17 protein-coding genes are annotated in these 19153 nt (G+C 69.0%); 12 read left to right on the top strand and 5 right to left on the bottom strand.

Translation table 11 applies throughout. The annotated features are described in order from the left end of the window. Positions 1-260 (bottom strand): DUF72 domain-containing protein (locus VGC18_RS03980; protein WP_331094458.1); only part of this gene is annotated, 260 nt, incomplete at its 3' end. Positions 261-351: 91 nt separating this feature from the next. Between VGC18_RS03980 and VGC18_RS03975 the strand changes: the two genes are divergently transcribed. Together VGC18_RS03975 and VGC18_RS03970 are read left to right on the top strand one after the other, a co-directional pair. Beyond that, positions 352-4905: an ATP-dependent helicase gene (locus VGC18_RS03975; protein WP_331094456.1), complete on the top strand. Its 4554-nt coding sequence runs from the start codon at positions 352-354 to the stop codon at positions 4903-4905. Continuing rightward, positions 4898-5674 carry a DNA-formamidopyrimidine glycosylase family protein gene (locus tag VGC18_RS03970; protein WP_331094454.1) on the top strand — a complete coding sequence of 259 codons (777 nt, stop codon included), beginning with the start codon at positions 4898-4900 and terminating at the stop codon, positions 5672-5674. Before VGC18_RS03975 ends, VGC18_RS03970 begins: the two co-directional genes overlap by 8 nt. Position 5675: 1 nt before the next feature. Here the strand turns inward: VGC18_RS03970 and VGC18_RS03965 are convergent, their stop codons facing one another. Together VGC18_RS03965 and VGC18_RS03960 are read right to left on the bottom strand one after the other, a co-directional pair. After that, a complete protein-coding gene (locus tag VGC18_RS03965) occupies positions 5676-6152 on the bottom strand; it encodes a hypothetical protein (RefSeq protein ID WP_331094452.1) in 477 nt (158 codons plus the stop codon). A 167-nt stretch (positions 6153-6319) separates the two neighbouring features. After that, complete coding sequence (locus VGC18_RS03960) at positions 6320-6973, bottom strand: LysR family substrate-binding domain-containing protein (protein WP_331094450.1); 654 nt, start codon at positions 6971-6973, stop codon at positions 6320-6322. 73 nt (positions 6974-7046) lie between these two features. On the opposite strand from VGC18_RS03960, the gene VGC18_RS03955 reads away from it, so the two are divergent. From VGC18_RS03955 to VGC18_RS03945, 3 genes are read left to right on the top strand one after another with little or no spacing between them, the layout of a single operon-like run. After that, complete coding sequence (locus VGC18_RS03955) at positions 7047-7442, top strand: DUF5997 family protein (RefSeq protein WP_331094449.1); 396 nt, start codon at positions 7047-7049, stop codon at positions 7440-7442. A gap of 29 nt (positions 7443-7471) precedes the next feature. Continuing rightward, positions 7472-8524 carry a YihY/virulence factor BrkB family protein gene (locus tag VGC18_RS03950; protein ID WP_331094447.1) on the top strand — a complete coding sequence of 351 codons (1053 nt, stop codon included), beginning with the start codon at positions 7472-7474 and terminating at the stop codon, positions 8522-8524. 33 nt (positions 8525-8557) lie between these two features. Beyond that, entirely contained in the window at positions 8558-9451 is an 894-nt protein-coding gene (locus VGC18_RS03945) for a glucose 1-dehydrogenase (protein WP_331094445.1), read from the top strand. A 172-nt stretch (positions 9452-9623) separates the two neighbouring features. Here the strand turns inward: VGC18_RS03945 and VGC18_RS03940 are convergent, their stop codons facing one another. Continuing rightward, positions 9624-11120 carry a catalase gene (locus VGC18_RS03940; RefSeq protein ID WP_331094443.1) on the bottom strand — a complete coding sequence of 499 codons (1497 nt, stop codon included), beginning with the start codon at positions 11118-11120 and terminating at the stop codon, positions 9624-9626. Between the two features lie 25 nt (positions 11121-11145). Next, on the bottom strand, positions 11146-11562 hold the full coding sequence (locus VGC18_RS03935) for a Fur family transcriptional regulator (RefSeq protein ID WP_331094441.1): 417 nt from the start codon (positions 11560-11562) through the stop codon (positions 11146-11148). A 194-nt stretch (positions 11563-11756) separates the two neighbouring features. On the opposite strand from VGC18_RS03935, the gene VGC18_RS03930 reads away from it, so the two are divergent. From VGC18_RS03930 to VGC18_RS03900, 7 genes are all read left to right on the top strand, one after another. Then, positions 11757-12740, top strand: a complete 984-nt coding sequence (locus tag VGC18_RS03930) for a LacI family DNA-binding transcriptional regulator (RefSeq protein WP_331094439.1) — start codon at positions 11757-11759, stop codon at positions 12738-12740. Between the two features lie 166 nt (positions 12741-12906). Continuing rightward, positions 12907-14151, top strand: a complete 1245-nt coding sequence (locus VGC18_RS03925) for an ABC transporter substrate-binding protein (RefSeq protein ID WP_331094437.1) — start codon at positions 12907-12909, stop codon at positions 14149-14151. Positions 14152-14218: 67 nt separating this feature from the next. Continuing rightward, on the top strand, positions 14219-15082 hold the full coding sequence (locus VGC18_RS03920) for a sugar ABC transporter permease (protein WP_331094434.1): 864 nt from the start codon (positions 14219-14221) through the stop codon (positions 15080-15082). Between the two features lie 29 nt (positions 15083-15111). After that, positions 15112-15909 carry a carbohydrate ABC transporter permease gene (locus VGC18_RS03915; RefSeq protein ID WP_331094431.1) on the top strand — a complete coding sequence of 266 codons (798 nt, stop codon included), beginning with the start codon at positions 15112-15114 and terminating at the stop codon, positions 15907-15909. Positions 15910-15953: 44 nt separating this feature from the next. Further along, positions 15954-17270 (top strand): ADP-ribosylglycohydrolase family protein, encoded by a 1317-nt coding sequence (locus VGC18_RS03910; RefSeq protein WP_331094429.1) that lies wholly within the window; start codon positions 15954-15956, stop codon positions 17268-17270. After that, positions 17267-18160: a ribokinase gene (locus VGC18_RS03905; RefSeq protein WP_331094427.1), complete on the top strand. Its 894-nt coding sequence runs from the start codon at positions 17267-17269 to the stop codon at positions 18158-18160. The genes VGC18_RS03910 and VGC18_RS03905 overlap by 4 nt, the downstream gene beginning before the upstream one ends. Further along, positions 18157-19119: a nucleoside hydrolase gene (locus VGC18_RS03900; protein ID WP_331094425.1), complete on the top strand. Its 963-nt coding sequence runs from the start codon at positions 18157-18159 to the stop codon at positions 19117-19119. The genes VGC18_RS03905 and VGC18_RS03900 overlap by 4 nt, the downstream gene beginning before the upstream one ends. The last annotated feature ends 34 nt before the right edge of the window (positions 19120-19153 follow it).

Genomic DNA, 19153 nt, shown 5'->3' with positions numbered 1-19153 from the left:
CGGGCGCCGCGCAGGCTCAGCATGTGGGTGATGAAGCGGCCGCCCTTGACGGAGAAGACGAAGGACGGCGGCGTCTCGTCCCGCCAGCGCTCGTAGCTCGACGGCCGCTGAAGCGAATAGAAGGAGCCGTTGAGCTCGATCGAGTCGAAACGCTCGGCGGCGTAGCTCAGCTCCTCCCGCTGCACCAGGCCTGGCGGGTAGAACCTCCCCCGCCAGGGGGCGTAACGCCACCCCGAGATGCCCACCCGTGCCACCGCCATCGCTCGAACGGTAGCCGCGACCAGGACCCGGAGCAACCCTCCGGCGGGATCAGGCCGACCCAGTGTCCGGGGCAGGGGCGAAGATAGTCGGATGGGCAGCAATCCGCTCGAGCGATTCTCGCCCGCGACCCGGGAGTGGTTCGCGGGGGCGTTCGCGACCCCGACGGAGGCACAGCTCGGGGCCTGGACCGCCATCGCGGACGGGGCGAACGCCCTCGTCGTCGCGCCCACCGGGTCGGGCAAGACGCTCGCGGCCTTCCTCTGGGCGATCGACAGGCTGGCGACCACGCCACCGCCGGAGGACGCGAGCCGCAGGACGCGCGTGCTCTACATCTCACCGCTGAAGGCGCTCGCGGTCGACGTCGAACGCAACCTCCGTTCTCCCCTGGTCGGGGTGACCCAGACGGCGAGGCGGCTCGGGATGCAGCCTCCCGAGGTCACGGTGGGCGTGCGCTCCGGAGACACCCCCTCCGCGGACCGCAGGCTGCTGCAGCGGCGGCCGCCGGACATCCTGATCACCACGCCGGAATCGCTCTACCTGATGCTCACCGCGTCGGCGAGGGACACCCTGCGGGGCGTCGAGACGGTGATCGTCGACGAGGTGCACGCCGTCGCCGCGACCAAGCGCGGGGCGCACCTGGCGCTCTCCCTCGAGCGGCTCGACCTGCTGCTCGATCGGCCGGCCCAGCGCATCGGGCTCTCCGCCACGGTCCGCCCGCACGAGGAGGTCGCCCGGTTCCTCGCCGGCGACGCCCCGGTGACGATCGTCGCGCCGAAGTCGGTCAAGAAGTTCGACCTGACGGTCGTCGTCCCCGTCGAGGACATGACGGAGCTCGGCACGGCGCCGGCGCTGGAGGGCGAGGCGGCCGGCTCCGCCCCGCAGGGATCGATCTGGCCGCACGTCGAGGAGGAGATCGTCGATCGCATCCTCGAGCATCGATCGACCATCGTCTTCGCCAACTCGAGGCGGCTCGCCGAGAGGCTGACCGCCCGGCTGAACGAGATCTACGCGGAACGGATGCAGCCGGTGCCGGTCGGTGCGACCGACGGCGGGCCGCCCGCCGCCGCCCCGCCCGCGCAGCTGATCGGCGCATCCGGCCAGACCGCCGGCGCCTCGCCGCTGCTGGCGAGGGCGCATCACGGCTCGGTCAGCAAGGACCAGCGGGCGATCATCGAGGACGACCTCAAGTCGGGTCGGCTGCGCTGCGTCGTCGCCACCAGCTCGCTCGAGCTGGGCATCGACATGGGCGCGGTCGACCTGGTGATCCAGGTCGAGTCCCCGCCGTCGGTCGCGAGCGGGCTCCAGCGGGTCGGCCGCGCCGGTCACCAGGTCGGTGAGGTCTCGCGCGGCATCATCTTCCCCAAGCACCGGGCCGATCTCATCCACTCCGCCGTCGCGAGCGAGCGGATGTCCGCCGGCCTCATCGAGGCGATGGCGATCCCGCAGAACCCGCTCGACATCCTCGCCCAGCAGACGGTGGCCGCCGTGGCCCTCGATTCGATCGACGTCGACGAGTGGTACGACACGGTGCGCCGCAGCGCGCCGTTCTCCACCCTTCCCCGGTCCGCCTACGACGCGACGCTCGACCTGCTCAGCGGCCTCTACCCCTCCGACGAGTTCGCCGAGCTGCGCCCCAGGGTGGTCTGGGATCGGGTGGGCGGCAGGATCACCGGCCGCCCCGGCGCGCAGCGGCTGGCCGTGACCTCGGGAGGAACCATCCCCGATCGGGGCCTGTTCGGCGTGTTCATGGCCGGCGGCTCGGAGGACAGGGCGCCGGCCAGGGTCGGCGAGCTCGACGAGGAGATGGTCTACGAGTCCAGGGTCGGCGACGTCTTCGCCCTCGGAGCCACCAGCTGGCGCATCGAGGACATCACCCACGATCGGGTGATCGTCTCGCCCGCCTTCGGCCAGCCCGGCCGCGTCCCCTTCTGGAAAGGCGATGGCATCGGACGACCGGCGGAGCTCGGCAGGGCGATCGGCGCCTTCACGAGGGAGGTGGCCTCGGCCAGCGACGAGGTCGCCCGGGCCAGGGTGCTCACCGGCGGCCTCGACGAACGCGCCGTCAACAACCTCGTGGCCTTCATCGACGATCAGAAGAAGGCCACCGGCCACGTCCCCACCGACCGCACGCTGGTGGTCGAACGCTTCCGCGACGAGCTGGGCGACTGGCGGGTCGTACTGCATTCCCCGTACGGCATGCAGGTGCACGCGCCGTGGGCACTCGCGGTCGGCGCGCGCATCCGGGACCGGTTCGGCCTCGACGGCGCCGCGACGGCCAGCGACGACGGGGTGATCCTGCGCATCCCGGACACCGAGAGCGAACCGCCAGGGGCCGACCTGTTCGTCTTCGACTCGGCGGAACTGCGCGACCTGGTGACGGAGGAGGTGGGCGGTTCCGCGCTGTTCGCCGCCCGCTTCCGCGAGTGCGCCGCGCGCGCCCTGCTCCTTCCCCGCTACAACCCCGGCAAACGCTCGCCGCTCTGGCAGCAGAGACAGCGGGCGTCGCAGCTGCTGGACGTCGCGCGCAAGTACCCGAGTTTCCCCATCGTGCTCGAGGCGGTGCGCGAGGTGCTGCAGGACGTCTACGACCTGCCGGCGCTCATCGACGTCGCAGAGCGGATCGAGAGCCGGCGCATCCGCGTCGTCGAGACGGAGACGGAGCAGGCCTCGCCGTTCGCCCGCTCGCTGCTGTTCGGCTACGTCGCCGCCTTCATGTACGAGGGCGACTCTCCGCTGGCCGAGCGGCGGGCGGCCGCCCTCTCCCTCGACCCGACCCTCCTCGCGGAGCTGCTGGGGCGGGCCGAGCTGCGCGAGCTGCTCGATGCGGCCGTCATCGAGCAGACCGAGCTCGAGCTGCAGCGCCTCGCCCCGGACCGCAGGGCCCGCGACGCCGAGGGCATCGTCGACCTGCTCCGGATGCTCGGGCCGCTGTCGGAGGCGGAGATCGCCGAGCGGCTCGACCCGGCAGGAGGACTCGTCGTGAAGGACGCGCTGCGGGGACTGGAGCACGACCTGCGCGTCTGGGCCGCGGGCGCTGGCCGCTGGGCGATCATCGAGGACGCGGGCAGGCTCCGCGACGCGCTCGGCACCCCGCTGCCCATCGGCATCCCGGCCGCCTTCGTCGAACCGGTCGAGGATCCCGTCGGCGATCTGGTGAGCCGGTATGCGCGCACCCACGGACCGTTCCCCGTGTCGGCCGTCGCGGAGCGGTTCGGGCTCGGCACGGCGGTCGTGCTGGATGCGCTGCGCCGTCTCGCCGGGCAGCGCAGGCTGGTGGAGGGCGAGTTCCGGCCGGGAAGCTCCGGCAGTGAGTGGTGCGATGTCGAGGTGCTCCGCCGGCTGCGCAGCCGGTCGCTCGCCGCGCTGCGGCACGAGGTCGAGCCGGTCGATGCGGCGACGTTCGGCCGGTTCCTGCCCGCCTGGCAGCACGTGACGGAGCCGTTGCGCGGACTCGACGGGGTCGCGGCGGTCATCGACCAGCTCGCGGGTGTCGCCCTGCCCGCCTCCGCCTGGGAATCGCTCGTTCTCCCCGCCAGGGTGAAGGACTATTCGCCGGTGATGCTCGACGAGCTGACGGCCTCGGGCGAGGTCGTCTGGTCGGGCGGCGGATCCCTGCCCGGGAACGACGGCTGGGTGAGCCTGCACCTCGCCGACACCGCACCGCTCACCCTGCCTGAGCCGACCGGCGAGGAGACGAGCGAGCTGCAGCGCAGCATCCTGTCCAGTCTGGCGGGGGGCGGCGGTTACTTCTTCCGGCAGCTGGCCGGTGCCGTCGGCAGTATGGACGACCGGGAGCTGTCCACCGCGCTCTGGGACCTGGTCTGGGCCGGCCTGGTGACGGGCGACACCCTCTCGCCGTTGCGGGCCTACCTCGGCGGCACGGCGGCGCGGCCGAGGACCGCACCGAGGACCCGCGCCTACCGCGGCAGGGCGAGGCCCGCGCTGCCGAGTCAGAACGGGCCGCCGAGCGTCGCCGGGCGCTGGTCGCTCCTGCCGCTCGCCGAGCCGGACACCACCGTCCGCGGCGTGGCGACCGCCGAGCTGCTGCTCGAACGGCACGGCGTGGTGACCCGCGGGGCGGTCGTGAGCGAGGGCATCCGCGGGGGCTTCGCGCTGGCCTACCGGGTGCTCAGCGGCTTCGAGGAGACCGGTCGCGCGCGACGCGGATATTTCATCGAGGGGCTCGGCGCAGCCCAGTTCGCCACCGGCGCGACGGTGGACCGGCTGCGCTCCTTCTCTCGCGAGCCGGACCCCGACCGGGAGCCGACCGCGGTGACACTCGCCGCGACGGACCCCGCCAACCCCTATGGCGCGGCCCTGGCCTGGCCGGCGGGCCCGGCGATGGAGGAGGATCGCCGCGGGGCCCGGCCCGGACGCAAGGCCGGCGCGATGGTCGTGCTCGTCGACGGGGCGCTGACGGTCTATGTCGAGCGCGGCGGCAAGACGATGCTCACCTTCGCCGGCGCCGACGACCGCCGGCTCGCGGCCGCGGCATCCTCCCTCGCCACCACGGTCAGGCGGTCGCTCACCAGGCTGAAAGTGGAGCGGGTCGACGGCCGGTTCGTGATCGGAACGCCGCTCGGGGACGCACTCGTCGCCGCCGGGTTCGGCACGACCCCTCAGGGGCTGAGGCTGCGTGCCTGAGGGCGACACCGTCTACCGCACCGCCAGGAACCTGGATGCGGCGCTGTCCGGTCATCGGCTCACCCGCTGCGACATCCGGGTCCCCGCCTTCGCGACCGTGGACCTGACGGGGCAGACGGTCGACGAGGTGGTCAGTCGCGGCAAGCACCTCCTCATTCACGTGGGTGCGTACACGATCCACAGCCATCTCAAGATGGAGGGCTCCTGGCATCTCTACCGCCCAGGCACGAGCTGGCACCGGCCCGCCTGGCAGGCCAGGGTCATCCTCGGCACCGAGGACTGGCTGGCCGTCGGCTTCCAGCTGGGGCTGCTCGAGGTGATCGCCCGGTCGGACGAGGAGGGTGCGGTCGGCCACCTCGGTCCCGATCCCCTGGCCGAGGACTGGGACGCGGAGGAGGCCGTGCGCCGACTCATCGCGGATCCGGCCAGGCCGGTCGGCCTGGCCCTCCTCGACCAGCGGGTGATCGCCGGCCTCGGCAACGTGTATCGCAACGAGCTGTGCTTCCTGGCCGGCGTCCTGCCGACGAGGCCCGTCGGCGAGGTCGCGCATCCTGAGCGGCTCGTCTCGCTCGCCCATCGGCTCCTCGAGGCGAACAAGGATCGGGTCGAGCGCACGACGACCGGCAGGCTGCGAGGCTCCACGAGCTGGGTCTATCGGCGGGAGGGCAGGCCATGCGCGCGTTGCGGGACGCCCATCGAGCGGGGCAGGCTCGGTGACACCGAGTTGGAGGAGCGGGACACCTACTGGTGCCCGCGCTGCCAGCGCTGACTCAGGCGCGGATGCGCCGGCCGACGAAGAAGAACAGGGTCGCCGTCGCGGTCGCCAGGCCGAGCACGATGAGCAGCGGGGCGCCGGTCTGGTACGCCTGCAGCAGGTAGTAATCCGATCCGCTGATCGAGTTGCTCCCCGAGGTGCTGAGCCGGTCGAGGCGATTGGCCATCGCGCTGAGCAGGGAGATCCCCACGACGACGAACAGCGCGCTGACCGCCCAGAGTGCGATGAGGAACGGGTCCACCCGTCGTGCCGTCGGCTCGGCCTCCTCGACGTCGAGGGCCTGCGTCTCCGGGGCGACGGGAGGGACCGTGGACACGGGATCCTGTCCGGGGGCGGGGGGCGCCGGGGGCATCGCCGGCTGGGCTGCCGGACGCCGGACCGCGGTCCTGCCGTCGGCCTCCGGCCGGTATCCCGGCTGGAAGGCTGGATCGTATCGAGGGTCGAATCTCGAGCCCGAGGTGTTGTCGCTCATTCCGTCCTCACGCCGGCTGGTCTCGACTGGTCGCACGAACCGGCACAACCAGTATCCACGCATCCACCCGGCATCCGGACCTGGAGCGCCTCATCGAGTCGGCAGTAGTGATCGCCGGCGCTCGCGCCAGGCGACCACTACTGCCACCTCGCCGCGGGTATCCCCGCTCAACGTCCCTGGCGCGGCCTTCTGCGCCTGGGCGGCACGCGCTTCGGCGGTACACGGTTGGCTGTGCGCCGCGGTTCCTCCGCCCGCGGAGGAGACTCCGGCCGCACCGCACCGCGCGAGCTGCGCGCCGTGCGGCCGCGCACGATCCCGACGAACTCCTCGATCCGCTCCGTGGTGCGCTCGGCGATCCAGGCGATGGCGATCCGGGTCTCCTCGCCGTCCGCGACCGGCCGGGTGACAACGTCCTTGCGGGCGTGCAGGCGCGCGATCGACTGGGGAACGAGCAGGACGCCGCCTCCCGCGGCCACCAGCTCCACCGCATCCGCCGTGCTCGGCAGCTCCACGCGGTCCTCGCCCGCGAGATCGGCGAGGTCCACCGTCTCCAGCTCGGCGAGCGGATGCCCCGCGGGCAGGACCACGACGGGCGTCTCGGCGTACAGCGGGATGAGGCTCAGACCCGCGGTCTCGACGGGCAGGCGGACGAAGCCGACGTCGGCCAGGCCTGCGGCGAGCACCCCCACCTGCTCGCCGGGCTCGACGGGGAGGAAGGCGAGGGGGACGTGTGGGAAGCGCTCCGCCCAGGCCGACGTCCACTTCGTGAGGGTCACACCGGCCACGAAGGCGATGGTGAAGGGCGCTGTGCTGGCATCCACGGTGATCCCCTCATCCGGTTGTCCTCGCGGGGGCGCCAGGAGTGCAGTGTCGGTCTCAGGCTACGCTGGGCGGATGAGCCCCGCGAAATCGCCCCAGACCATGAAGCCCGCAACCGCGGCCCAGAAGCTGGGCGTCTACCTCCCCGCGACGCCCGCGAGCTTCCAGGAGCATCCGGTCACCCGCGACGAGCTGAACGGATACCTGTCCGATCCCCCCGCCTGGCTGGTCGACCTGCGCAAGAGCGGACCGCATCCACGGCCGGTCGTCGCCCACAAGCTCGGCATCTCGAACGCCGGCCTCGCCCGCGGCGGCGTCACCGAGCCGCTGACCACGGAGCAGATCACCGCCCTGCTGGAGAGCCCGCCGGCCTGGCTGGTGAAGGAACGAGCGGTCCACGCCGAGGTCAACGAGGAGAACGCCAGAGTCAAGGCACTCAGGGCGTACCAGCGTTCCCTCGGCGAGCGCTGAGCATCCGACTCGGCAGCGGTCGTGCGCCCGTGAGCCGAATCCAGAATGACCGGGGGCTCAGACGAGCCCACAGCGACTACGTCGGCGGCTCGCCACGCAAACTCTCCAGGGACGCCTGGAAGCTCGTCTTCCGGCTGACGTTCCGCGGGTTCATCACCCACGGGCTGATCGACATGGCCGCATCGCTCACCTACTACGGTGTGCTCGCCCTCGCCCCATCCCTGGTCGCCCTCGTCTCACTCGGGGCCACCTTCGGCGACGGACGGAAATCGGCGGATGCGCTGCTCGCCAGCATTCAGACGGTCGCCCCGGGCTCCGCGCTCACCCTGCTCCGCGCGCCCCTCGAGAAGTTCGGAGACTCCCCCGCGGTCGGCTACGCGCTCATCGGCGGTCTCGCCGTGGCGATCTGGGCCACCTCCTCCTTCGTCGCGGCCTTCGGGCGCTCGCTCAACCGCATCTACGAGATCCCGGAGGGACGGCCGATCTGGAAGCTCAAGCCGTTCCAGATCCTCGTGGCCCTCGTCGTCATCGTGCTCGTGCTCATCACCATCACGGTGCTCGTGCTGTCCGGGCCGGTCACTGCGGGCCTCGGCCAGGCGCTCAACATCGGCCAGACCCCGGTCATCCTCTGGTCGATCCTCAAGTGGCCGCTGCTGGTCGCCGCCGTCGCGCTGGCCGTCGCCATCCTCTACTACGCCACACCGAACGTGCGGCAACCGCGTTTCCGCTGGATCAGCGGTGGAGCACTTCTCACCGTCATCGTGCTGACGGCGGCCTCGGTGCTCTTCGCCGTCTACGCGAAGGACTTCGCCCACTACGACAATACCTACCGGTCCTTCGCGGGAATCGTCATCATCCTGGTCTGGCTGTGGATCGTCAATCTCACCCTCGTGTTCGGCGCGGAGTTCGATGCGCAGGTCGAGCGGGCGCGGGAGCTCGAGGCCGGCGTCCCCGCGGAGCGGAAGATCCAGCTGGAGCCGCGGAACACCGAAGCGAGCGACCGGGCCGCCAGAAGCCGGGAGCGGTCGATCAGGGACGGCGAGCGGCTTCGGAGGCGCCACGACGAGGGGTCAACCCCCTAGATCCGCGGGGGACCGGCGCGTACGGTCCCGCCCATGACCGATCAATACACCTTCGCCAACCCGGTAACGCGTTACTCGACCACCCCTCCGCCGGAGCAGCAGCAGGAGGGACCGGGCGACGAGCAGCAGCTCAGCCCCGCCCCCGATCTCGGGGAGGACAGCTACCGCGGAAGCGGACGGCTCGAGGGGCGCAAGGCCCTCGTCACCGGTGCCGATTCCGGGATCGGTGCCGCCGTGGCCATCGCCTTCGCCAGGGAGGGCGCCGACGTCGCGATCTCCTACCTGCCGTCCGAAGAGACGGATGCGCGGCGCATCGTCGAGCTGATCGAGCGCGAGGGGCGGAAGGCCGTGGCCATCCCCGGCGACCTCGTGGACGCCGAGTACTGCCGGCGGCTGGTGGACACCGCGGCCGGCGAGCTCGGCGGCCTCGACATCCTCGTCAACAACGCGGGGAAGCAGCAGTTCGCGAAGGAACTGGCCGAGATCAGCGACGAGCAGTTCGACGAGACGCTCCGCACGAACGTCTACGCGATGTTCTGGGTCACCAAGGCCGCGCTGCCGCATCTCGGCGCCGGGTCGACGATCATCAACACCTCGTCCATCCAGGCGTACAACCCCTCGCCGATCCTCGTCGACTACGCGACCACCAAGGCATCCATCAACACCTTCTCCAAGGCGCTCGCTCAGCAGCTGGCGCCACAGGGCATCCGGGTCAACGTCGTCGCGCCCGGCCCGGTCTGGACGGCGTTGCAGGCGGCGGGCGGCCAGCCCCCGGAGGCGCTGTCGGAGTTCGGCCAGCAGACCCCCCTCGGGCGAGCGGCCCAGCCGGCGGAGCTCGCCCCCGCCTATGTGTTCCTCGCCTCCCCGGAGTCGAGTTATGTGATCGGGGAGACCCTGCACGTCAACGGCGGCATGCCAACGCCCTGAGACGCGCCGCCGGGGTCGCGGCCCCGGCCATCGACCGCGCATAACTCCTGCAGATTGCCGCCGCGCCGGGTTCGCATCGCCGAGACCCCGGGCACCCGACCGCGGCGGGGCTCGATCTGCAGGAGTTATGCGCAGCGGACGCCTCCCACCCGATGCGCGTCGAACACGCTCCCTACTCGGCGACCCCGACGTATTCGGCCGCCTCGTTCGCGTCCTGGGAGGGGCTGGCGAGCTTCTGCCGGAGGAGGGCGCCGAGGCCGGCGTCGACCGAGGTCCAGTACTGGATGGCACGCTCGCGGATGTCCTCCCGCGTCACCCCGCCGATCGCTCCCGAGATGGTGTCGAGGAAACGCGCCTTCGCCGCGGCATCGAAGACCTCACGGTAGAGCGCACCGGCCTGGCCGAAGTCGTCGTCCTCCGCGTGGAGGGTGGCCGCCGAGCGCACCAGGGCCCCGTCGCTCTCCCAGCCGCCCTCGCCGGCCGCCGCGGCATCCGCAACCGGACCGCCGAAGGAGTTCGGGGCGTAGACCGGCTCCGTGGCGGGCTTGAACCCGTGGCGGGCCGCGCCGTCCTGCGAATAGCTGCGCACGGCGGCCTTGGGCGCGTTGACGGGCAGCTCGTTGTAGTTCGTCCCCACCCGGTAGCGCTGCGCATCCGGATAGGAGAACACGCGGGCCATGAGCATCTTGTCCGGGCTGATGTCGATCCCCGGAACGGTGTTGGCCGGGGAGAAGGCGGCCTGCTCGATCTCGGCGAAGAAGTTCTCCGGGTTGCGGGTCAGGGTGTGGGTGCCGACCTCGATCAGCGGGTAGTCGGAGTGCGGCCATACCTTGGTCAGGTCGAACGGGTTGAATCGGTAGGTCTTCGCGTCCTCGTAGGGCATGACCTGCACGAAGAGGTCCCAGGCGGGGAAGTCACCCGCCTCGATGGCCTCGTAGAGATCGCGGCGGTAGTAGTCGGCATCCGCCCCGGCGATCAGCTCGGCCTCCGCTCCCTGCATCTGCGCGTTGCCCTGGCGGGAGTGGAAGTGGTACTTGACCCAGAACCTCTCCCCCTCGGCGTTGATCCACTGGTAGGTGTGCGAACCGTAGCCCGGCATCTGCCGCCAGGAGCGCGGCAGCCCCCGATCGCCCATCAGGTAGGTGACCTGATGCGCTGACTCCGGCGAGAGCGTCCAGAAGTCCCACTGCATGTCGGCGTCGCGCAGGCCGGAACCGGGCAGGCGCTTCTGCGAGTGGATGAAGTCGGGGAACTTGATCCCGTCCCTGATGAAGAACACCGGGGTGTTGTTGCCGACGATGTCGTAGTTGCCCTCTGTGGTATAGAACTTCACCGAGAAGCCGCGCACGTCGCGCCAGGTGTCGGGGGAACCCTGCTCGCCGGCGACGCTGGAGAACCGCTGGAGCGTCTCGGTGCGGGCGCCACGCTGGAAGACGGCGGCCTTGGTGAAGCGGGAGACGTCGCCCGTCACGACGAACTCGCCGTGCGCCCCGCCGCCCTTCGCGTGCACGATCCGCTCGGGGATGCGCTCGCGGTTGAACTGGGCGAGCTTCTCGACGAGATAACGATCGTGCAGCGCGGTGACGCCGTCGGCGCCCGCGGTCAGCGAGTGGTCGTCGCTGGCGACGGGGGTGCCGGTCTGAGTGGTGGTGGTGTTGCTGTCGGACATTCTTCTTCTCCTCGGTGGGTCGAAATCAGGCGGACTGGCAGGCGGGGCACAGACCCCAAAAAGTGACCTCAGCCGTCTCCACGGCGAAGCCGGCGGTGTTCGATGGGGCGAGGCACGGGGCCTCGCCGACCACGCAGTCGACATCGGCGACGCTGCCGCAGGACCGGCACACCACGTGATGATGGTTGTCCCCGGTCCGCCGTTCGTAGAGGGCGGGAGAGCCCGCCGGCTCGATCCTCCGGATCAGGCCGGCCGCGGACAGGTCACCGAGGACGTTGTGCATCGACTGGATGGACGTGGTCGGGATGCTCGACCGCACGGAACGGAACAGCGTGTCCGCGTCCGCATGCGGCAGTGTCTCCAGGGCCTCCAGGGCCGCCACCCGCCCCGCCGTGGCCTTGAGACCGGCCCGGTGGAGCATCCCCTCGGCATCGGTGATCATGGCCCGAGTCTAGTGGAATGTTTTGAGTCATTCAAAACATCGTCGCCGTGATGGACCCATGGACATCCGTGCGAGGAAGGGTCCACCCGCACGTTTCGTAAACGTTTGCGTTTTCAATCGGCCCGCATCTAACGTCGATATAGCCGCGTTCCGCAAACGATTGTTCTCGGCGCACGTTGACCCAATGGAGTGAGATGAGCACGATCCGCGATGTGGCACAAGCCGCGGGCGTCTCGCCCGCGACCGTCTCCCGGGTCGTGAACGGCCTGGCCGGATTCTCAGAGCAGACCCGCAAGCGCGTCAAGCAGGTGGCATCCGAGCTCAACTACGAGCCGGATGCGCTCGCCCGCGGTCTGAAGACGCGGCAGAGCGTCATGATCGGTGTGCTCGCCCCGGTGGTCTCCGATGCGCTCGCCTCGCAGATCATGAGCGGCATCGAAAACGGTGCCCAATCACTTGGACACTCGGTGATGTTGGGGCGCACCGGCCCACGATCCATCTACGCGCCGGGCTATCTACGGACCTTCCGCACCTACCGTGCGGCCGGCGTGATCCTCATCTCCACGGTGGTGACGGCGGAGATCCGCAAGACGCTCGGCCCGCAGATTCCGTTCATCGCCGTAGCGATCCGCGATGGCCTGAGCTTCCCCAGTCTCGCCATCGACGACGAACGCGCCTCCTACGACGGAACCCGTTTCCTGCAAAAGCTCGGCCACCGGCGAATCGGTCTGATCACCGGCAACATGGAATCCCATCTGGTGAACACACCACGACTGCGTGGTTACTATCGCGCCATGTCCGAGGCGGGCACCTCGCCGCTGATCGCCCCCGGCGATTCGCTCTACGACAGCGCGCCGGCCGCTGTTCGGAAGCTGGTCAAGCTCGATCCCGAGTTGACCGCGATCTTCACGCTCAGCGACGAGATGGCCGCGGCTGCCGTCAATGAGCTACAACGCCTCGGCTACCGGGTTCCCGATCAGATCTCGGTGCTGGGCTTCGACAACACCCCGACGGCACTGCACGTGTATCCGGCACTCACCACGGTCGCCCAGCCGCTGGAACGGATGGGCGAGCTCGCGGTGGAGTGGCTGCTGTCGCCCGGCCGGCCACCGTCGCGCATCCTGCCGCACAAGATTCTCCAGCGCGGCAGCACGGCTCCGCCGCGTCCAGATCCCTGACCGCCAGACACTCGTTGAGCTGGGCACCGCCTCGCCCGACTCGCTATACCTCTCGAACTCCGGTCGCACTCCGGAACTCTCACTCGACGGGCGTGAGATCCCTGTTCGAGCCTGCCCGCCGCCCAATCCCGCAATCACACGCGTTCACAATTCAAAGGAGAATGAGATGAAAAATCCGATCAGGAAGCTGGCCGGAGTCACGCTGACCATAGCCGTGGCGGCCTCGCTGGCCGCGTGCAGCGGAAGCGGATCGAGTGGCGGTAAGACCGAGATCGAGTTCTTCCAGAGCAAGACCGAATCGGTCGACATCGTCAACAAGCTCATCGCGGAGTTCGAGAAGAAACATCCCGACATCACGGTGACGCAGAACAACTCGCCGGACGCGCTCACGGCGCTGAAAGCAGACCTGGCCAAGGGGAAGATCCCCGATGTCATCGCCGTGAATGTCAGCAACTTCAACGACGTGGCGAAGACGGACATCCTCGTCGACCAAGCCGGCACCGATGCACGCAAGGCCGTCTCGAACACGACCGCGATCGACTACACCAACCAGGCCGGCCAGACGGGCAAGACGGTCTATGCGCTGCCGTGGACCGTGAACGCCCAGATCGTGCTCTACGACAAGGACGAGTTCGCCAAGCTCGGACTGACGGTGCCGACCACCTGGGATGAGTTCATCCAGACCGCGCAGAAGATCAAGGATGCCGGTGAGCAGCCGTTCGAATTCACCTGGAAGGACAGCTGGACGGCCAAGCTGCTGCTGAACTCGATCGCAGGCCCAACGCAGGGAACCGACTTCTGGAAGAAGCTGCAGGACGGCAGCGCCACCTTCACCGGCAGCGAGGCCTACCAGACCGCCGCCGACCGACTGCTGCAGCTCAAGAAGTTCGCGCAGGCCGACCCATTCGGCACCACCTATGACGACGGCAACGCCGCATTCGCGAACGGCAAGTCGGTGATGTATGTGCAGGGCACCTGGGCGATCCCGGAGATCACCAAGGTCAATGCCGACAAGAACATCGGCGAGTTTGCACTGCCCACCGGTGACAATGCCGCCCAGAACCGGCTGCTCTCCGGTCCTGACTCTGTTGTCGGCGTCGCCAAGGCCGGCAAGCACCAGAAGGAGGCGCAGGAGTTCGTCGACTTCCTGTTCTCGCAGTCCGCGCAGAAGGAGTACGCCGACGACCAGCACCTGCTCTCCGTGCGCAGCGACGTGGCACCCGCGGACACCGGTCTCGCGGCGTTGAAGAAGGAGTGGATCGACACAAACAAGACGGTGATGTATCCCGATGGCATGTTCACGGGCGCGAGCAACCTCGCGGCGCTCACGCAGAGCTTCCTCTACGACGGAAAGGCGTCGACGTTCTTGAAGGCGGTGGACGCCGACTTCCAGCAGAACGGCATCAAGTAATCCGATGCTCCCGGCCGGCCCGCATTGGGGCCGGCCGGGAGCGGTAACCGACGGCCAGAGGAGACTCGTGAGTAAACGCATCAATGCCTACTGGCTGATGGCCATTCCCGCCATCATCCTGTTCTTCGTCTTTCATACGCTTCCGGCGCTGGAGGGCGTGCTCTATAGCTTCACCAATTACTCGGGATACGGAGAGTGGAAGTTCGTCGGACTCGACAACTATGTGAGACTCTTCGGCGATCCGCACGTGCTCGGCAGTTACCGGTTCACCCTCATCTTCGCCGTGGTCACGACGATCCTCGTCAACGTGGTCAGCCTCGCGATCGCCGTCGGCCTCACCAGGAGCGTCCGCTTCCGTGGCGCCCTGCGCGGCATCTTCTTCTTGCCTGCCGTGCTCGCGACCATCGTGATCGGTTACGTCTTCAACTTCCTGTTCTCGTCGGGGGTGACCGACATCGGGAAGAGCCTCGGCATCGACGCGCTCTCCACCAGCATCCTCGGCAACCCGAGCCTGGCATGGATCGGCGTGGTCATCGTGGCGGTCTGGCAGTCCTGCGCGACGACCATCGTGATCTACATGGCCGGCCTACAGTCCATACCGGAAGACGTGTTGGAGGCCTCCCGCATCGACGGCGCCGGCGCCTGGCAGCAATTCTGGCGCATCACCTTTCCTTTGCTCGCCCCGTTCTTCACCATCAATATGGTGCTGTCGCTGAAGAACCAGCTGATGGTCTTCGATCTCATCGTCGCCCTCACCGGCGGCGGACCGGGCACGAGCACCCAATCGATCTCCTACCTCATCTATCACGACGGATTCGCGGGCGGCCAGTTCGCCTACCAGTCCGCCGACGCCGTCATCTACTTCATCGTCATCGCGCTGCTGTCGCTCGTGCAGCTGCGCGTCCTTCGCCGCAGGGAGGTGGCCGCGTGAATCCGACAACGCGTCAGCGCTCGAACTGGTTGCTGACCGCACTGCTGTTCTTCTGTTCGCTCAGCATCCTCATCCCCATGTATCTCACCGTGGTGACCGCGCTGAAGACGCGATCCGACAGCGGCGGCAGCCTGTGGAGTCTGCCGCAGACGCTGCACTGGGAGAACTTCGCCGAAGCCATCCGGATCACCGACTTCTGGCAGGCGCTCGGCAACAGCCTGCTGTTGACCGGGGCCGTCATCGTGCTGACCGTGCTGACCAACTCGATGGTCGGCTATGCCATCGCGCGGAATATGCACCGCCGGTCTTTCCGCATCGTGTTCGTCTACTTCCTCTCGGCGCTGTTCATCCCGTTCCCGATCATCATGCTGCCGCTCGTCAAGGAACTCGCCCAGTTGGGCATGGACAACCTGGTCGGCCTGATCGTGTTGTACGCGGTCTTCAATCTGCCGTTCAATGTGCTGCTCTACACGGGCTACATGCAGACCATTCCGATAGCGATCGACGAAGCGGCGACCATCGATGGGGCGAACGCGTGGCAAAGGTTCTGGCGCGTCATCTTCCCGCTGCTGACCCCGGCCAACGCGACCGTGGCGATTTTGACCGGCCTGTCGACCTGGAATGACTTCCTGCTGCCTCTGATCGTGCTCTCCAATCAGAATCAATACACGCTGCCATTGGCCCAGTATGCGTTCCAGGGCCAGTTCTCCACGAACTACAACCTCGCGTTCTCCTCGTATCTCATGGCGATGCTGCCCATGGTGATCATCTATCTGCTCGCGCAGCGCTGGATCATTGGCGGCGTCGCCAATGGCGCCGTCAAATAAGAGCCCACGACAACCTCCGACCACTCCCAGAAGGCACTCCTCCGATGCATGACGTCCTTGATCCCCGCGACACCGTTCCCGATGAGGCCGAGCAGCTCAGGCTCTCCGGCTATGCGCTGCCCGCCGAGTTGCAGTCAGCGCTCGATACTGCGAGCCGCGCGGGAGACGGGCCGAGTCTGCACCTGCTCGAGCCGCGGCTCGCGAGCGAGGCGACGCGCGTCGCCGACTGGCCGTACGACGAGCCGGATGACGCGGCATCGATCTTCGCCCGCATGTCGGGAACCGGGATGCCCCGCACCCGTGCGCCAGAGGAGGCCGAGCTGCGAGACCGCATCACCGGGGCCTGGCTCGGTCGCTGCGTCGGCTGCTGCGTCGGCAAGCCCATCGAAGGGCTCACACCGGGCCAGATCCGTCAGTATCTCGCCGAGGCGGATGCCTGGCCGCTGCTCGGCTACGTGCCGTTGAGCGGTAGATTGCCCGACGGTGTGGAGAAGTTGAACCCGTCCTGGGTCGATGCCACGCTCGGCAACGTCGACGGGATGCCGCGCGACGACGACATCGACTACACGATCCTCGGACTGCACGTCCTCGAGACCTATGGTCGCTCGTTCACCCGTCACGACATCGCACACGAATGGCTCGACAAACTGCCGTTCCTGCAGACCTTCACCGCCGAACGCATCGTCTACCGCAACGTGGTCTCCGGGATTCCCGTCGACGAGGCCGCCGCCTGGCGGAATCCGTACCGGGAGTGGATCGGCGCACTGATCCGTGCCGACGTGTTCGGCTACATCAACCCTGGACTGCCGGAGGAGGCCGCGCGGCTCGCCTTCGCCGACGCGAGCCTGTCCCACACCGGCAACGGTATCTACGGAGAAATGTGGGCGGCCGCCCTGGTGGCGGAGGCCTTCGTCTCCGCCACGGCGCAGGAGGCGGTCGAGCGCTCGCGGCGGTGGATCCCGCGCGGATCCCGCCTGGAAGAAGCGGTGGACCGTGTCATCGAGCTGCACGCGGGCGGCGGAAGCTGGGAGGACGCGATCGCGTGGATCGACGAGACCTTCCGCGAGCACAGCTGGGTACACACCCTCAACAACGCCGCCGTCATCGTCGCCGGCCTGATCTGGGGGCAGAACGACCCGGCCAAGGCGATCGGGCTCACCGTCCAGGCCGGCTATGACACCGACTCGTCGGCGGCGACGGTCGGTTCGGTCATGGGGGCGATCCTCGGCGCCGCCGCACTGCCCGCGCCTCTCGTCGTGCCGCTGAACGACCGCATCCGTAGCGCCGTGCGCGGCTACGACAACTCACGCATCAGCGAGCTCGCCGAGCGTACCCTGGCCATGGCGCTGGAGGGGCGTTGACGACGCCGACCGTGGTCGTGGTCGGCTCGATCAACCGGGACCTGCTCATTGAGACCCCGACGCTGCCGAGACCGGGTGAGACCGTCATCGGCACGGCTCTGCGCGGTGGTGTCGGCGGGAAGGGCGCAAACCAGGCGGTTGCGGCCGCGCGCGCCGGAGCATGCGTGCGCCTGATCGGTGCCGTCGGCGCGGATGGCGCGGAATTGCTCGATGCGCTGCAGGCGGCAGGCGTCAAAGTCGCCGATGTCCGGGCCTTCGCGGCCGTCCGGAGCGGCGCGGCTGCCGTCACGGTTTCGGCCGACGGCGAGAACTCAATCGTGGTCATCCCCGGTGCAAACGCTCTCATCGACGCCGAACTCGTCTCCGCACGGTTCGAGAAACTCGTCGAGACGACCGCCGTGCTCGTGCTCCAGGGCGAGGTCCCGGCGGCGACCATCGATCACGCCGCGCGCCTGGCCGCGGCCCGCGGATGGCGCATCGTGCTCAACCTGGCGCCGTATCTGCCGCTGAAGACCGCCACCATCGCCGTGGCCGACCCCCTCATCGTCAATGAACATGAGGCCGCCGCGCTGCTGTCCGCGAAGCATCTCACCGCGCGGGAACCCGAAGACGCTGCCGTCGCCCTTGCCACCCTGGCCCGTTCCGTCGTCATCACCCTCGGCGCAGACGGCGCGGTCCTCTGCTCCCCCTCCGGGGCAGAGCGCATTCTCGCGGCGCCCACGACCGGGGTCGTCGACACCACCGGCGCGGGAGATGCGTTCGTGGGCGTCTTCGCCGCCGCACTCGCCGCAGGCAACACGCTCGTCGACGCCGCACGGCACGCGGCCGTTGCCGGTGCACGCGCTGTCGCTCACCGGGGTGCGCAGCCCGGTCAGGAGACATCCGCATGACCACGGCCGCTCCACGCAGACTCATCATCGACACCGACGTCGCGATGGGCGCACCGGGAGAGGACATCGACGACGGCTTCGCCCTTGCGTTCGCCGTCGCCGAACCCCGCCTCCGGCTCGAACTCGTCACCACCGTCGAGGGCAACACCGACGTCGACAGCGCCACCGTGCTGGCCACCGACCTACTTCGCAGACTGGGTCGCCAGGACATCCCCGTCATCCGCGGCGCGGACAGAGCCATACTCGGCCTCCGTCGCCCGCGCGCCAGGCAGAGCGATGTCCTCGACAGGCTCGGGCCGCCACCGCCGGCCTCGCAGCATGCGGCCACCGCCATCGTGGACCACGTGATGGCCCATCCCGACGAGGTCACCCTCGCGGCGATCGGCCCGCTGACCAACATCGCCACGGCGTTGGCCATCGAACCAGGGCTCGCCGACGCCATCGACGAGATCGTCCTCATGGGCGGCTACTTCTTCGGGACCCAGGGCAATGCGACGGTTCCCGGGGAGTTCAACATCTGGGCGGACCCCGAGGCCGCCGTACGCGTCCTGCGCTCCGGCGCACGCATCCGCATGGTCGGTCTCGACGTCACCTACCAGGTCCGGATGAATCGGCAACAGGCCGCAGAGCTGGCCGAGAACGGCGGCGAGTTCGGCCGATTCGCGGGAGCCTGCGGCCTCGGCTGGATCGAGACGCTCCGGCAGCGCTACCCGAAATCGACGACCCACGGCACCTTCCACCTCCACGACCCGTTGGCAGTCGCCGTCGTCGCCTACCCGGAGCTGATCAGCTGGACGGATGCTCACGTCGACGTCGCGCTCGACGGCGTCGCTCGCGGCGTCACCATCGCCGATATCGGCGGACACCCCGACGAACGCGCCCCGAACGCTCTGATCGCCCGGGACGTGGACGCCGAGCGTTTCGTCGCGCTGCTGCTGGAACGCCTGGCATCGGTCTGACCCGGGGGCGCACGCACCCTCACCTCACGACACT

Origin of the sequence: Lacisediminihabitans sp. (assembly GCF_036404185.1) — a bacterium.
Taxonomy (GTDB): Bacteria; Actinomycetota; Actinomycetes; order Actinomycetales; family Microbacteriaceae; genus Lacisediminihabitans.
This window is presented reverse-complemented; position numbering and strand designations above follow the sequence as displayed.

Bases quoted from the DNA above. Each gene is read 5' to 3' on its own strand.
- VGC18_RS03945 (WP_331094445.1), top strand. From the start codon at position 8,558: ATGACCGATCAATACACCTTCGCCAACCCGGTAACGCGTTACTCGACC.
- VGC18_RS03965 (WP_331094452.1), bottom strand. From the start codon at position 6,152: ATGAGCGACAACACCTCGGGCTCGAGATTCGACCCTCGATACGATCCA.
- VGC18_RS03940 (WP_331094443.1), bottom strand. From the start codon at position 11,120: ATGTCCGACAGCAACACCACCACCACTCAGACCGGCACCCCCGTCGCC.
- VGC18_RS03930 (WP_331094439.1), top strand. From the start codon at position 11,757: ATGAGCACGATCCGCGATGTGGCACAAGCCGCGGGCGTCTCGCCCGCG.
- VGC18_RS03900 (WP_331094425.1), top strand. From the start codon at position 18,157: ATGACCACGGCCGCTCCACGCAGACTCATCATCGACACCGACGTCGCG.
- VGC18_RS03935 (WP_331094441.1), bottom strand. From the start codon at position 11,562: ATGATCACCGATGCCGAGGGGATGCTCCACCGGGCCGGTCTCAAGGCC.
- VGC18_RS03975 (WP_331094456.1), top strand. From the start codon at position 352: ATGGGCAGCAATCCGCTCGAGCGATTCTCGCCCGCGACCCGGGAGTGG.
- VGC18_RS03910 (WP_331094429.1), top strand. From the start codon at position 15,954: ATGCATGACGTCCTTGATCCCCGCGACACCGTTCCCGATGAGGCCGAG.
- VGC18_RS03955 (WP_331094449.1), top strand. From the start codon at position 7,047: ATGAGCCCCGCGAAATCGCCCCAGACCATGAAGCCCGCAACCGCGGCC.
- VGC18_RS03925 (WP_331094437.1), top strand. From the start codon at position 12,907: ATGAAAAATCCGATCAGGAAGCTGGCCGGAGTCACGCTGACCATAGCC.